Annotated in this window: 12 protein-coding genes; 9 read left to right on the top strand and 3 right to left on the bottom strand. The window is 63.8% G+C overall.

Going from position 1 to position 13,532, the window contains the following annotated elements; translation table 11 throughout:
* Nucleotides 1–71 precede the first annotated feature (71 nt).
* Nucleotides 72–1,412 carry an ABC transporter substrate-binding protein gene (locus ACYCVF_RS28010; protein ID WP_459595636.1) on the bottom strand — a complete coding sequence of 447 codons (1,341 nt, stop codon included), beginning with the start codon at nucleotides 1,410–1,412 and terminating at the stop codon, nucleotides 72–74.
* Nucleotides 1,413–1,868: 456 nt separating this feature from the next.
* Between ACYCVF_RS28010 and ACYCVF_RS28005 the strand changes: the two genes are divergently transcribed.
* Both ACYCVF_RS28005 and ACYCVF_RS28000 read left to right on the top strand, forming a co-directional pair.
* Nucleotides 1,869–2,660: a Spy/CpxP family protein refolding chaperone gene (locus tag ACYCVF_RS28005; RefSeq protein WP_459595637.1), complete on the top strand. Its 792-nt coding sequence runs from the start codon at nucleotides 1,869–1,871 to the stop codon at nucleotides 2,658–2,660.
* Between the two features lie 113 nt (nucleotides 2,661–2,773).
* Nucleotides 2,774–3,151 (top strand): response regulator, encoded by a 378-nt coding sequence (locus tag ACYCVF_RS28000; protein ID WP_459595638.1) that lies wholly within the window; start codon nucleotides 2,774–2,776, stop codon nucleotides 3,149–3,151.
* A gap of 33 nt (nucleotides 3,152–3,184) precedes the next feature.
* Here ACYCVF_RS28000 and ACYCVF_RS27995 read toward each other — a convergent pair whose 3' ends face one another.
* Together ACYCVF_RS27995 and glk are read right to left on the bottom strand one after the other, a co-directional pair.
* Nucleotides 3,185–3,397: a hypothetical protein gene (locus tag ACYCVF_RS27995; protein WP_459595639.1), complete on the bottom strand. Its 213-nt coding sequence runs from the start codon at nucleotides 3,395–3,397 to the stop codon at nucleotides 3,185–3,187.
* A gap of 147 nt (nucleotides 3,398–3,544) precedes the next feature.
* Nucleotides 3,545–4,516 (bottom strand): glucokinase, encoded by a 972-nt coding sequence (gene glk, locus ACYCVF_RS27990; protein WP_459595640.1) that lies wholly within the window; start codon nucleotides 4,514–4,516, stop codon nucleotides 3,545–3,547.
* A gap of 268 nt (nucleotides 4,517–4,784) precedes the next feature.
* Between glk and pncA the strand changes: the two genes are divergently transcribed.
* The 7 genes from pncA to ACYCVF_RS27955 all read left to right on the top strand — a co-directional run bounded on the left by pncA (nucleotide 4,785) and on the right by ACYCVF_RS27955 (nucleotide 13,532).
* Entirely contained in the window at nucleotides 4,785–5,411 is a 627-nt protein-coding gene (gene pncA, locus ACYCVF_RS27985) for a bifunctional nicotinamidase/pyrazinamidase (RefSeq protein ID WP_459595641.1), read from the top strand.
* Between the two features lie 16 nt (nucleotides 5,412–5,427).
* Complete coding sequence (locus tag ACYCVF_RS27980; protein WP_459595642.1) at nucleotides 5,428–6,540, top strand: alpha/beta fold hydrolase; 1,113 nt, start codon at nucleotides 5,428–5,430, stop codon at nucleotides 6,538–6,540.
* A 144-nt stretch (nucleotides 6,541–6,684) separates the two neighbouring features.
* Nucleotides 6,685–8,718 carry an NAD(+) synthase gene (locus ACYCVF_RS27975; protein WP_459595643.1) on the top strand — a complete coding sequence of 678 codons (2,034 nt, stop codon included), beginning with the start codon at nucleotides 6,685–6,687 and terminating at the stop codon, nucleotides 8,716–8,718.
* A gap of 34 nt (nucleotides 8,719–8,752) precedes the next feature.
* Entirely contained in the window at nucleotides 8,753–9,136 is a 384-nt protein-coding gene (locus ACYCVF_RS27970) for a GrlR family regulatory protein (RefSeq protein ID WP_459595644.1), read from the top strand.
* A 107-nt stretch (nucleotides 9,137–9,243) separates the two neighbouring features.
* Nucleotides 9,244–10,497: a DUF1236 domain-containing protein gene (locus ACYCVF_RS27965; protein ID WP_459595645.1), complete on the top strand. Its 1,254-nt coding sequence runs from the start codon at nucleotides 9,244–9,246 to the stop codon at nucleotides 10,495–10,497.
* Nucleotides 10,498–11,049: 552 nt separating this feature from the next.
* A complete protein-coding gene (locus tag ACYCVF_RS27960; protein WP_459595646.1) occupies nucleotides 11,050–11,865 on the top strand; it encodes a sugar phosphate isomerase/epimerase family protein in 816 nt (271 codons plus the stop codon).
* 29 nt (nucleotides 11,866–11,894) lie between these two features.
* Nucleotides 11,895–13,532, top strand: coding sequence for an ABC transporter substrate-binding protein (locus tag ACYCVF_RS27955; RefSeq protein ID WP_459595647.1), 1,638 nt, complete (start codon nucleotides 11,895–11,897; stop codon nucleotides 13,530–13,532).

Below are 13,532 nucleotides of genomic sequence, written 5' to 3'. Positions count from 1 at the left end.
CGACAAGGGGACGGGAGTGGCGGATCGTCGGCGGCCCACGCGCGAACGCGTGAACCGCCGCTCAGCCGGCATCAGCTCCGCATGAAGCCTTCGCACTCGCCTTCGGCCCAGGCGAGCGCCTGCTCCATGGTCTCGCCCCGCGCATAACGCAGCGCCAACTTGGTCAGCGTCGCCTGGGAGTAGATCTGCTGTGCGATCTTCGGCGGTGCCGGAGCCGCCGCGATCGACATCGTCTGGTGCTTGTAGGGATCGGGATAGTGAAAGAGCGTGCCCTTCGGCGGCCCTTCCTCGGCCCATGTCTTGAGCTTCGTCATGTTGGCGAATGCCGGAAGATCGTAGCCGCCGCTCGCCGCGACGAATTTTTCGATCGATGACGGTTGCGACAGATGAACGAGCAGGCTCTTGGCGGCCTCCTTGTTCTTGCCGAAGCTCCAGACGCCCCAGAAGTATGGCAGGAAGGGCGCGAAACGCCCCTTCGGTCCGGCCGGGAAACCGTGGGTCCAGCATTGCTCGGCCACCTGCGGCGCGTCGCGCTTTGCGACCGCCCAGGAACTCGGCGGGTTCAGGATCATCGCGCCGCGGCCCGAGATCAGCCATTTGTTGTTGGACGCATCGTCCCACGACGCCGCGTCAGGCGGCAGGACGGCAATCAGCTTCTTGTAGAACTCGAGAGCCTGACGAACCGCATCGGTCTTCACCGTGACGTCGCCCTTGGCATTGACGAGGTCCGCACCGAAAGAGCTGAAGATGGCGCCGGCGGTATCGACGCTGTCGGTGGTCTCGCCGAGTCCGATGCCAAACGCAAAGCCGGCCTTCTGGCAGGCCTCGGCCGCCTTCAGGAAGGTCTCCATCGTCCAATTGTCGACCTTTGGCGGTGCGCCGACCGGGTACATCTCCTGCACGTCGATACCGGCATGCTTCTTCATCAGGTCGATCCGCGAGCATGGGCCCTTGATCTGGCTGCCGACGGTTGCCGGGACGGCCAGCCATTTGCCGCCGGTCTGGCCCAGATATTTGACCGTGTCGTTGACCTCACCATTCTGCTTGATGACCGGTTCCATGACGTCATTGACCGGCTCGAGGTTGTCCGCATAGGCATGCGGCCACCAGGTCGGCATCTGCAGAATATCGTGGCCGGATTTGGCCTGCGCTTCGGCGGCGACGGTCAGTTCGAGCTTCTTGTTGTTGCTGGTGATGTAATCGATCGAGACTTCGACCTTCTCCTTGGCGGCCCATTCATTGACGAGATCTGTCGAGGCCTTGTTGGCGCCGGGCACCCAATGGTCCCAGAAGCCGATCGAGAGTTTGCCGGCGGCGTAAGCGCCGCGGACGTACGGCGCTGAAATCAGCGCCGCGGAGGACATTGCAGTGGCAGCCACAAATTGACGTCGCGTCAGTGTCTTGCGTGACATCTCGTTTCCTCGCCTGGGTGTTGTTGTTGGAGTTTCCTCTGACAGAGTCTCTTCTTTGGTTCTGTTCGATTTTCTTATTGTCGCCGTCGGCCGACGAGAGCAATTTCACGCAAGCCGCAGCAAATTGGTAGCGCGATCAGATCATGATTGATCGCATCTGTCGAGAAAGCCAAACAGCTCCGCGTCTAAAACTAACGTGGTGTCCGAAAAGGCCGAGGCTCACGCGGGAGCGCTCGGTTTTTGCGACGCACACTTGCGCGTCAATCGGTCTGAAACGATCGTGCGCATTTACGCCGCAGTTTCGAATAAGCCTGCATAACCGCTTCGCTTGAAAGACTTTTCGGGCGTGGACAGCAATCGGCAGCGTATGGACCTCAAAGCAGCAGAAACGATAGAGTCGCAGCTGGCGGGTGACGCCCACCCGATCAGCCAGTCCGATCGACGATGGAGACGAGAATGATGAACGCGGCGCTGCCAGCGCGGCTTTTCCTGCGGCAATGCTTCGCGCTGGGCTCCGTGCTCGCGCTCTTGCTCGGTGCCGCAGAATTGGCGAATGCTCAAGGATTGGTCAAAGGCGTTCAGGAAGGCGCGGCGGCGGGGAACAAGGCGGCGGGTCCGGTCGGTGGCGTGCTCGGCGGCGCGATCGGCGGCGTGGTCGGCGTCTTCACCGGCGTGCTCGGTGTCGGCAACAACGGCGGCAATCAGCCGCCGCCCGCCAAGGAGTCCAGCAGGGACGCCAAGCAGCAAGGCGCAGCCAAGGACAAGGACGCCAAGAGCGCCAAGCAGGGGAAGAGCGCCAAAGCCACCAAAGAGGCGAAGAACGCGCCGCAGGACAAGGGTAATAAGGACAACAAGGACGTCACGGTTCTCACCCAGACCGGCGCGCCGCAGCTGACTGCCGAGCAGATCGTCGCCAACAGCGATTCGTACATCGAACGGATCAAGACCCAGCTGAACCTCACGCCGGATCAGGAGAAGCACTGGTACGGCTTCTCGAGCGCGATGCACTACCTCGGGCACAATGGTGCAGAGCGGCTCAACCTGCGGGTTGCGCGCGCGAAACGGGATCCGCCCGACGACATCGTCGAGCAGATGCGCAACGAGGCGCAGTTCCTGATTGATCGCGCTGCCGACCAACGCAACGTCGCCGACGCGGCCGAGCCGCTCTATTCGAGCCTGGATGACAAGCAAAAGCAGGTGTTCATTCAGGAGATGGTGCGCCTGAGCCACGAGCGAGGGCTGGATTGATCTCAAATGAATCCGATCGGGCATGCGTGAATTGACGACCCGGTCCTCGAATTCGTGTATCCACTCCGCAATTCGGTTATGGTTAGCTTCGCAAGGCTGACTGCGGGGTTGATATGGCGGACGGACTCTCCGTTTTCCTGGTCGAAGACGAGGCCTTGATCCGGATGATGATGGCGGACATGGTGCAGGAACTCGGCCATCATGTCGTCGCGGAAGCGGACAATGTCCGAGACGCGAGCGCCTTCGCCATGACCGCGCAATACGATCTGGCCATCCTCGACATCAATCTGATGGGCGTTTACGTCGACCCCGTCGCCGACCTGATCGAACGTCGTGGAAAGCCGTTTCTGTTCGCGACGGGCTATGGTCCGGAGCTGCTGCCGTCCTTGCTCCGGCGCCGGCCAATCCTGCGCAAACCGATCGCCATGGATCAGCTCAGGACGATGATCGATTCGATGTTTCCCAAGCCGTCAGCCACAATTCCAAGCTGACCGATCATGCCGGGCGTAAGGCCCGGGAAAGCTTCAACCGCCTGAGCTGCGGCCGTTCCTCAACACCTTCGCAATGGTGTGGGCCGTCATGGCCGCGCGATCGGAGGCGCGCTGGGCAGCCAGCCGTTCACGCGCCTTTTCCTCGATCAAGAGCTCGATCAAGGCCAGCCGCTTGTCTTCGTTATCCGCCTCCCTCAGGAGCCGGTGATAGCGGTGGTAGTCGAAACCCAGATCCTGCTTACGCATGTCACGCCCCCGCAACTACGCCACGCACAGGGCGGGAGTGTTTCGCATCGGAAACGCGCAGGCAAGCACGATCCTGCGTGGAACTGCATCTTGGCTGCAATCAGTTGTTAATTACTGGAACCCGAGAGATTGGGGGCGCAACTTGCCTCAGATCGCATTGTGCTCGGCAAACATCGTCAAGCCGACAAAGCTCGCATCAGGCTTGATCACGAGCCGGGTCGGGATGTTGCGCAGATAGTCTTGGAAGCGCCCCTTTGCTTCAAAGCGTGCCCGGAACGCCGAGTTGGCGAGGAACTCGCGAAAGCGAGGCACGATTCCGCCCGCGACATAGACGCCGCCGCGGGCGCCGAAGGTCACCGCGAGATTTCCTGCAACCGAGCCAAGGATGGCGCAAAACATATCCAGCGTCGCGCGGCTGACGGGACAACTGCCCTCCAGCGCGGCCTTGGTGATGGCGGCGGCCTCGCGATGCGGCACCTGAGCGCCGTCGATCTCGGCCAACGCTTCGTAGAGGTTCTGCAGCCCGGAACCCGAGAGTGCGCCACGCTCTATCGAGACATGGCCGAGGCGCCGGCGCAAGCAGGCAATCACGCGTTCTTCCCGCTCGTTTTCCGCCGGCAGGGTCGCGTGTCCAGCCTCGGTGACGACGGCCAGCCGCGAACCATGGCGTTCGACCAGGCAGGAGACACCAAAACCGGTGCCGGGCCCGACGACCAGCAACGGCTCGCCAGGCAAGCCATCGCCTCCGCCGAGCGGAATCAGGTCGGCAGGCTGCAAGGCGGGCAGGGACCAGGCCACCACTTCAAAGTCGTTCAGCACATGGACGCTGTCGAAGTCGAGCGCGGGCTGTAGCTCGTTGCCGTCGATGACCCAGGGACTGTTGGTCATGACGCAACGGTTGTTGGTGACAGGACCCGCCACGGCCAGCACCGCTCTTTCGGGCTGCTCGCCGCCCGACCGGCGCGCCAGGACGTCTGCGATGGCTTCGCGGACGGTTGGGAAGTCAGCGACCTTCACATAATCGATCGGTCCGGTCTGATCGCTCCGGCTGAGCGCGAAGCGCGCATTGGTGCCGCCGATGTCGGCGAGAAGAATTTGCCCTGTCTTGCCGATGCCCATGGCCCCTGCGGCTTCCGCGGCCTTACCGGCCCTCGGGAACCTTCGCCTCCGTTCCTGATCCGATCCGCGGCTTACGGACGGTCTGAGATTCCTCGCTTGGTTGTTCCTAGTCAACACTGACGAGGTCAAAGCGTTGCATTCAGGGACGACCCTTGGCGGTCAGCGCGGTATCGCCGCATGCCGTCGGTGGTTGCGAAGCTGCGCCGGAAGATCGACATTGGAGGAGCGGCCGGCGCTTGACGTCAGCCGGATCGAATGGGGCCTTACGATGAAGATTTCCGACCGAGACGTGCTGCTGGTGATCGACGTGCAGAACGATTTCTGTACCGGCGGGGCGCTCGCCGTTCCCGGTGGCGAGAAGGTGGTCCCCGCCATCAACCGGATCGCCAAAAAATTCGCAAATGTGGTGCTGACCCAGGACTGGCATCCGAGCGACCACGTCTCGTTCGCGCCGAACCATGCGGACAAGCAGCCGTTCCAGACCATCGACCTCGACTACGGCAGGCAGGTACTATGGCCGACGCATTGCGTGCAAGGTACGGCGGGCGCTGAATTTCATCGCGATCTCGAGGTGACGCGGGCGAACCTCGTGGTGCGCAAGGGCTTTCGCCGTGGCATCGATTCCTACTCGGCGCTGTTCGAGAACGACCATCGGACGCCGACCGGACTGCTCGGCTATTTGCGCGAGCGCGAGCTGAAGACTGTCTTTGTAGCCGGTCTTGCGCTGGACTTCTGCGTCCGCTTCTCGGCGGAGGATGCGCGCAAGGCAGGGTTGGAGGTGGCCGTCGTGGAGGATGCCAGCCGCGGCATCGATCTCGACGGCTCGGTCGCCGCGACCCATCAGAGTTTTCGGGACCTCGGCATCGCCGTCGTGAGCCTCGAGGCGTTCCTGTGAGGACATCGAGGTAGCCATGGTGAAAAAGACCGCCCAACAGCCGCACGGACCCGGGTATGCTGATGATCCGCGGCTGTGGCCGTTCGCAGCCGCGCAGCTTGCCATGGATGCCTGCTTTTGGTGGCTGGAGCGGGCACCGGCGGAGCAGGGTGACAGCAGCCTGTCATGGACGACACCCAACAGCGTTGCGCTGGAGCTCGCAACAATGCAGCTGCGCGATTGCTCGCAGACCCGGGCCGGCCAGCCGGCGCTGGTCTGCGCCCCCTACGCGCTGCATCGGGCCTTGATCGCCGATTTCGCGGCGGGACACAGCGTGGTGCAATCCCTGCAACAGGGCGGTATCGACCGGGTCTATCTCACCGACTGGCGGTCGGCCACCCCGAGCATGCGCTATCTCTCCATCGACGACTATCTCGGCGATCTCAACGTCGCCATCGACGAGATCGGCGCGCCGGTCGATCTCGTCGGCCTTTGCCAGGGCGGATGGCTGTCGCTGCTCTATGCGGCGCGCTTTCCAGCCAAGGTCCGGCGGCTGGTCCTGGTCGGTGCTCCCGTGGACCTGTCGATTGAGTCCTCGCTATCGCGGCTCACCCGCAACGCGCCCGAGCTGGTCTACGACCAGCTGGTTGCGCGTGGAGGCGGCAACGTGAGCGGAGACGAGATGCTGCGCCTGTGGTCAAAAGCCCCAAGCCGCGACGATATCGTGGCGGCGTTGCAGAGAGACCTCTCGGACGAGGAGGGCGCGGCGCTCCTCGCGCGCTTCGATCGCTGGAATACGGAAACGCTCGATCTTCCGGGCACGTATTATCTCGAGATCGTCAACCGGATTTTTCGGGAGAACCGGATTGCCGGCGGCACATTCGTCGCGCTCGGCCGCAACATTGACCTGAGGAACGTCAAAATCCCGGTCTTCCTCTTGGCCGGGCTCGACGACGATGTCGTGCCGGCCGCGCAGGCACTCGCCACCGCGAATCTGCTCGGCACGCCGCCAGCCTTCATTGCGGCGGCTTCCGAACCCAGCAATCATCTCGGCCTGTTCATGGGCGCCCGCACCCACGCGCATGCCTGGCCCCGCGTCGTGGAGTGGCTGCGCGACGATCTGGCGGGCATGCTGGCGCGCAGCGCCTGAGCTCGCCAGACACACAGGACGGGCGCCCCTGAAAATCCGTTATGCATGACGGCGGATGGCTCGCACGGGACCCGGTCGATGGGCTACATAAGGCGCCGGAGCTGAGGGCTTCGGTAGCGAAGAGAGCTAAGGGTACTGCGCTCGATGACTTTCCAATCGATTTACGCTCACGGATTTGCGCGCGTGGCGGCCTGTGTCACCACCTCCCATGTCGCCGATCCCTCCGCTAACGCCAAGGCTGTCCTGGCGGCGGCCGAGGCCTGCCACGAGCAGTCGGTGGCGGTCGCCGTGTTCCCCGAGCTGTGCCTGTCCGGCTATGCGATCGAAGATTTGGTCAAGCAGGATCCGCTGCTCGATGCGGTCGAGCGCGGGCTCGCCGCGATCGTCGAGGCCGCCGCGGAGCTGATGACCGTCCTGATCGTCGGGGCGCCGCTGCGCTTTGGTCATCGCATCTACAATTGCGCCGTCGTCATTCATCGCGGCAACGTCCTCGGCGTGGTGCCGAAGTCTTATCTGCCGACCTACCGCGAGTTCTACGAGGGACGCCATTTCGCATCCGGTGCCGGCATCACCGGCGAGACGATCGCCTTCGGCGGCCTGCACGCCCCTTTCGGCGTCGATTTGTTGTTCGCCGCCGAGGACGTCCCCGGCCTCACCATCGGCGTCGAGATCTGCGAGGACATGTGGATTCCGGTGACGCCGGCCTCGGAGCTGGCGCTCGCAGGCGCCAGCGTGCTGATCAATCTTTCGGGGAGCCCGATCACGATCGGCCGTGCGCGCTCGCGAGCGCTGCTGTGCCAATCGACGTCGGCGCGCTGCCTCGCGGCCTACGTCTACGCGGCCGCCGGGGCAGGGGAATCGACCACGGATCTCGCCTGGGACGGCCAGACCTCGATCTACGAGAACGGCGTGCTCCTGGCGGAAGGCGAGCGGTTCCGCCAGGGTGGCCAGATCACGCTGGCCGATGTCGATTTCGACCTGCTCAGGCAGGAACGCGCGTTGATGGGGACGTTCGACGACAACCGCCGGCAGCGCGAAGGCTTCTACCGAAGGATCGCCTTTGCCTTGAAGCCGCCGGCCGCCGACATCGGATTCCTGCGCAAGATCGAGCGCTTTCCCTTCGTGCCGAGTGACGAGAGCCTGCTCGAGCAGGATTGCTACGAGGCCTACAACATCCAGGTCGCCGGCCTCGTACAGCGCATGCGCGCGACCGGCACCAAGCGCGTTGTGATCGGCGTCTCCGGCGGTCTCGATTCCACCCACGCGCTGATCGTCGCGGCCAAGGCGGTCGACCTGCTCGGCCTGCCGCGCGAGAACATCCTTGCCTACACCATGCCCGGCTTTGCCACCGGCAGCGAAAGCAAGACTCACGCGCTGGCGCTGATGCAGGCGTTGCGCACGAGCTGGCAGGAACTCGACATCCGCACCACCGCAACGCAGATGCTGAAGGACATCGGCCATCCCTTCGGCAAGGGCGAGACGGTCTACGACGTCACCTTCGAGAACGTTCAGGCCGGCCTGCGCACGGACTACCTGTTCCGGCTTGCCAATCATCACGGCGGCATCGTCATCGGCACGGGCGATCTCTCCGAGCTCGCACTCGGCTGGTGCACCTATGGTGTCGGCGACCAGATGGCGCATTACAACGTCAATTCCGGCGTGCCGAAGACGCTGATCCAGCATCTGATCCGATGGGTGATCTCCTCCAAGGAGTTCAGCGACGACGTCAACCGGACGCTTGGCTCGATCCTTGCCGCAGAAATCTCCCCCGAGCTGGTGCCAGTGCAGCCGGGCGAGAAGCCGCAGAGCACGGAAGCGTCCGTCGGGCCTTACGAGTTGCAGGATTTCAACCTGTTCTACACGCTGCGTTTCGGCATGCGGCCGTCCAAGATTGCGTTCATGGCGCTTCATGCTTGGAAGGACGTCGCCAGCGGCGAATGGCCGCCGGCGTTCCCGAACGATCGGCGCAAGGCCTACGATCTGCGGGAGATCCGCCGCTGGCTCGAGGTGTTTCTGCGCCGCTTCTTTGCCTTCAGCCAGTTCAAGCGCTCGGCCATGCCGAATGGGCCAAAGGTCTCGGCGGGCGGCTCGCTGTCGCCGCGCGGCGACTGGCGCGCGCCGTCGGATTCGAGCGCGGCCGCCTGGCTCGAGGATCTCGAACGGAACGTGCCGGACTGATCGGAACAACCGATCGACATGAGGAGATGATCCGATGTCGGCTGAGGATGGTGCGGAAGCGGGTGACGAGGCCAGGGTCGTCAACGGCCTCTACATCTTCGACATCAAGATGCGCGACGGCAAGCGCGGGCAGGCGAGGGGTGTTGTCGTGCTCTGTGACGGTCGCATCATGGGCGGCGACAGCTATTTCTACTACACCGGCAGCTACACCTTCCGGAACGGCAAGTGGCGGGGCGACATGACCGTCAATCAGCACAGCGAAGCGGTCGGCAGGACGCTCGCATTCGGCGGCCGAGAGGTCACCTGCGGCTTTTCCGGCGAATACTTTCCCGGCGGTGCGGAAGTCGAGGGCATGGCACTGGTCGGGAAGACCAGCGTGACGTTCACGGCACGACTGACGTTGAAGGATGCGATGTGAACGCGACCTGATCTGCTCGCTCACTCCGCGGCTGCGTTCCTCCTCAGGAACCTTCGCCCCCGCGGGACGTTCGCCTCCGTTGTTGCGAATTGTCGAGGAGAGGGATCATGCGCAAACACCTGATGTTGTCGACTGCGGCTGTTGGATTGATGCTTGCCACCGGCTTGGCCTACGCCCAGGCGCCGGGCGCAGCGAGAGACGAACCCAAACGGGCCGAGGAACCGGCAAGAGGCGCTACGCCGCAGCGCGGCGGCCAGCAAGACCGCGTTCAGGAGCGTGCGCAGGACGCTCAGCAGGGAGCGGGACGCGAGGACAAGGGCGGCGCGGCCAAGCGCGAGGCCAACGATGACAAGCGCCAGCCGGCCACTTCTGCCGAGCGCGATAAACCGAAGGCGAAGGATCAGGCACAAGATTCTCGTGAGCCTTCGCGTGACCGTAACCGCGAGGCGGAGAGCGCTAAACCCGGACGCGAACGCGACAGTGGCAGGAGCAGCGCCGAGACGAAGCAGGACAAGGCCGCCCCGCAGAAATCAACGGCCGAATCCGAGAAGTCCAAGGCCGGCCCGGCTGGCCAGCAGAACGAGCGCGCAGGAGCTGCGGCCAACCAGAACGAGCGCAACCAGGCTCAGCCGCCGCGCAGTGCCGCCGAGCAACAGTCGCCGGCGCACCAGAACAACCGGCCGGCCACCGCGACCGACACGAGTCGGACGGCTCCGGGTACCAACGCACAAACCGCACCAGCTCAAACCGGCACGCAAACCAACCAAGCCGATCAGACGACGCGGACCAACACGCAGGTCAATCAACAGGCCCAGGTGACGACCGAGAAGCAGGTGCGGATCTCCGAAACGATTAGCCGCGCACGCCTCGCGCAGCCGGAGCGCAATCTGAACATCTCGATCCGAATCGGCGAGACAATTCCGCCGCGCGTGCGCCTGCACCGTCTGCCGCCCGAGATCGTCTCGATCGAGCCCGAATATCGGGACTACGAATACTTCGCAACGGATGACGAGCTGGTCATTGTCGAGCCCCGGACGCATCGCATCGTCAGCCAGGTGCCGCGCGATCCGTCGCGGGCGCGTGCACAAATGGGCGGCAGCACCTCGTCGAGCATGGCAGCGGCCGGCGGAAGCCTTGTGAACTGCCAGATCATGCGGCGTGACGCTTCGGGCAATGTCGCCCAGGCGGAACCCTCGACGGTTGGCTCAACTGCGCGCACCGATTCCTTGAGCGTGACGGTCCAGATGCCCGACGGCGGCTCGTCCGCGCCGATCGCGCTCGGCGCTTTCGCGGGCAGCATCGTGGTCGCGACGCAAGGGCAGGGCGACTGCACGGTGACGATCGAGCCGCAGACGCGCTAAAGCATGATCCGGAAAAGTGCGCAGCGGTTTTCCGAAAAGATCATGCTTAAACAACAACCTAAAGCGCGATGACGATTCATCTTAATCACATCGCGCTTTAGCTGCACGACACCGCCGAAACGACAACGCGCCGCCCGGCAGAAACCAGCCGGGCGGCGCGATTGCGTTCGATACAGAAAGCTTCGAGGTCCGGAGTGCCTAGGAGTCCGGACCTCGTCACCTTGCCCCCAGCCTTCAATCCCCCGCCCCATGTGGTCCCCCAACCCCATGTTGCGCGATCAGAGGGTGATGCCCGTCGAAGTGGCCGCCGATCGATGTCCTGCGACGTACGCGAAGCATGGTTAGGATTCCATTCCGGATCACTACGGACATGGATACCGCTTGCCCTGTGTTCTTTCGGCATCGGTGGCGCCATCGCTGCGGCCTGATCCGCAGCACGCGGCCAGCGAGATGTCCACATCCCTTCGGTACGGCGGAAGGCGTGTTTCACGGGGCTGTCATTGAACTGGTCTAGCGCTGCTCCGGTCTTCGCTGACGACAAAGGAGCAACCCATGTCGAATCCGGTGCTGGGCGCCGCATTGTCCATGAAATCCATCCCCGCGCATCGCGACTGGCTGCTCGAACGGCAGCGCGATCTCGAGATTCAGGATTTTTTCCGCGCCGATCTGCTCGATAACGACTGGCGCGCGACCGCCGGCGAGATCAAGCAGATGCTTGCCGGTCACACCGGCCGACTCGGCATTCACGGCCCGTTCTGGGGCTTCAAGATCGACAGCCACGATCCCATGATCCGTCAGGCCGTGACCAAGCGCCTGCTTCAGGGCCTCGATGCTGCCGAGTTCCTCGGCGCGACGCAAATGGTGATCCACTCGCCGTTCACGACGTGGGACCACAACAACCTCGATCTCTATCCTGAGAACCGCGGCAACATCGTCGAACGCGTCAAGGCCACGCTCGCCGAGGTGATTGCGCGCGCTGAGACCATCGGCTGCGAGATCGTCATCGAGAACATCGAGGACAAGGATCCACGCGACCGCGTGCGCCTTGCCAAGGCGCTCGAAAGCAGCAAGGTCCGCGTCTCGCTCGACACCGGGCACGCCAATTACGCGCATGTCTCCACCGGAGCGCCGCCGGTCGACTACTATGTCGAGACCGCCGGCGACATGCTGACGCATGTGCACCTCCAGGACACCGACGGCTTTGCCGATCGGCACTGGGCGCCGGGCGAAGGCAACATCCCGTGGGTTGCCGTATTCCGCGCACTCGGCCGGCTGAATTCCAACCCGCGGCTGATCCTCGAACTCCGCAACCACGACGACGTCCGCGCCGGCGCAGCCCATCTCGCGGCGCTCGGTCTCGCCGAATAACAGCATCAACCAGGGCTGGGATTACCGCCATGAGCAAATTCACCCGTCGCACCATCCTGAAATCCGGCGGCGTTGCCGCAAGCACGCTGCTGCTCCCGCGCTTTGCGATCGCACAAGGCGACAACCGTCCGTCGGTCACGATCGCCGTGCAGAAGATCACCAACGCGAACGTGCTCGACGTGCTGCGCGAGCAGTCCAATGTCGGCGAGCGTGTGTTCTTCTCCTCGATCTGGGAAGGGCTCATCTCCAAGAACTGGCGCGGCAATCTCGAAGCCGTGCCCGGCCTTGCCACCGAATGGCGCCGCATCGACGATCAGACCGTCGAGGTCAAGCTGCGCCAGGGGGTCAAATTCCACAATGGCGACGAGCTCACGGCGGAAGACGTCGTCTTCACCTTCAGCCGCGAACGCATGTTCGGCGAGACCGAGGCCAAGAACCGCTCCACCATCAAGGCCTTCGAGAAGATCCCGACGCCGCGCCCCGGCAAGGAGTTGCCACCGGATGTGCCGGCCGTCGCCCGCCGCATCTGGCCGGACCTCGTGCGTGTCGATGCCGTCGACAAGTACACGGTGCGCTTCTACAACGCGACGCCCGACGTCACCATCGAGGGCCGGCTGTCGCGCTACGGCTCCGACATCATGAACCGCCGCGCCTGGGATCAGTCTGCGAGCTACCTCGACTGGGCGCGCAAGCCGGTCACCACGGGCCCTTACAAGGTCGTCGAGCTCAAGCCCGACGTCTCGCTCACGCTCGAAGCCCACGACGAATATTGGGGTGGCCGTCCGCCGCTCAAGCGCATCCGCTTCCTCGAAGTCCCTGAAGTCGCGAGCCGCATCAATGGCCTGTTGTCGGGCGAATACCAGTTCGCCTGCGACATCCCGCCGGACCAGATCGCGGGCATCGAGAAGAACGCCGCGTTCGAAGTGCAGGGCGGCACCATCCTCAATCATCGCCTGACTGTGTTCGACAAGAACCACGCCCAGCTCGCCAATCCGCTGGTGAGGCGCGCGTTCACCCACGCGATCGACCGCCAGGCCATCGTCGACAGCCTGTGGGCCGGCCGTACCCGCGTTCCCAAGGGGCTTCAGTGGGAGTTCTACGGCGACATGTTCAATGCCGACTGGAACGTGCCCGCGTACGACCCCAAGCTTGCGCAGGATCTCTTGAAGCATGCCAATTACAAGGGCGATCCGATCCCCTATCGCCTGCTCAACAACTACTACACCAACCAGGTCGCAACCGCGCAGATCCTGGTCGAGATGTGGAAGTCGGTCGGCCTCAACGTGCAGATCGAGACCAAGGAGAACTGGTCGCAGATCATGGAGCGTGCGCCGACGCGCGCGGTGCGCGACTGGTCGAACTCGGCCGCCTTCAACGATCCCGTGTCGTCGCTGGTGGCCCAGCACGGGCCGAATGGTCAGCAGCAGCAGATCGGCGAGTGGACCAATGTCGAGCTGAACAAGCTCTCGGAGTTCCTGGAAACCTCGACCGACCGCGCCGCGCGCAAGAAGGCCTTCCGCCGCATGCTGGAGATCGCCGAGCGCGAGGATCCAGCCTACACGGTGCTGCACCAGAACGCGACCTTCACGGCCAAGCCGAAATCGATCAAGTGGAAGGCATCTCCTGCCTTCGCGATGGATTTCCGCGCCGGCAATTTCGAGGCCTGA

The organism is Bradyrhizobium cedriense (assembly GCF_054602315.1).
The sequence above is the reverse complement of the archived record's forward strand: the minus strand, read 5'-3'. Positions and strand labels throughout refer to the sequence as shown.

What these genes read in the sequence shown, in the direction of transcription:
- ACYCVF_RS28010 (WP_459595636.1), bottom strand. Translation starts at nt 1,412, where the DNA reads ATGTCACGCAAGACACTGACGCGACGTCAATTTGTGGCTGCCACTGCA.
- ACYCVF_RS28005 (WP_459595637.1), top strand. Translation starts at nt 1,869, where the DNA reads ATGATGAACGCGGCGCTGCCAGCGCGGCTTTTCCTGCGGCAATGCTTC.
- ACYCVF_RS28000 (WP_459595638.1), top strand. Translation starts at nt 2,774, where the DNA reads ATGGCGGACGGACTCTCCGTTTTCCTGGTCGAAGACGAGGCCTTGATC.
- ACYCVF_RS27995 (WP_459595639.1), bottom strand. Translation starts at nt 3,397, where the DNA reads ATGCGTAAGCAGGATCTGGGTTTCGACTACCACCGCTATCACCGGCTC.
- glk (WP_459595640.1), bottom strand. Translation starts at nt 4,516, where the DNA reads ATGGGCATCGGCAAGACAGGGCAAATTCTTCTCGCCGACATCGGCGGC.
- pncA (WP_459595641.1), top strand. Translation starts at nt 4,785, where the DNA reads ATGAAGATTTCCGACCGAGACGTGCTGCTGGTGATCGACGTGCAGAAC.
- ACYCVF_RS27980 (WP_459595642.1), top strand. Translation starts at nt 5,428, where the DNA reads ATGGTGAAAAAGACCGCCCAACAGCCGCACGGACCCGGGTATGCTGAT.
- ACYCVF_RS27975 (WP_459595643.1), top strand. Translation starts at nt 6,685, where the DNA reads ATGACTTTCCAATCGATTTACGCTCACGGATTTGCGCGCGTGGCGGCC.
- ACYCVF_RS27970 (WP_459595644.1), top strand. Translation starts at nt 8,753, where the DNA reads ATGTCGGCTGAGGATGGTGCGGAAGCGGGTGACGAGGCCAGGGTCGTC.
- ACYCVF_RS27965 (WP_459595645.1), top strand. Translation starts at nt 9,244, where the DNA reads ATGCGCAAACACCTGATGTTGTCGACTGCGGCTGTTGGATTGATGCTT.
- ACYCVF_RS27960 (WP_459595646.1), top strand. Translation starts at nt 11,050, where the DNA reads ATGTCGAATCCGGTGCTGGGCGCCGCATTGTCCATGAAATCCATCCCC.
- ACYCVF_RS27955 (WP_459595647.1), top strand. Translation starts at nt 11,895, where the DNA reads ATGAGCAAATTCACCCGTCGCACCATCCTGAAATCCGGCGGCGTTGCC.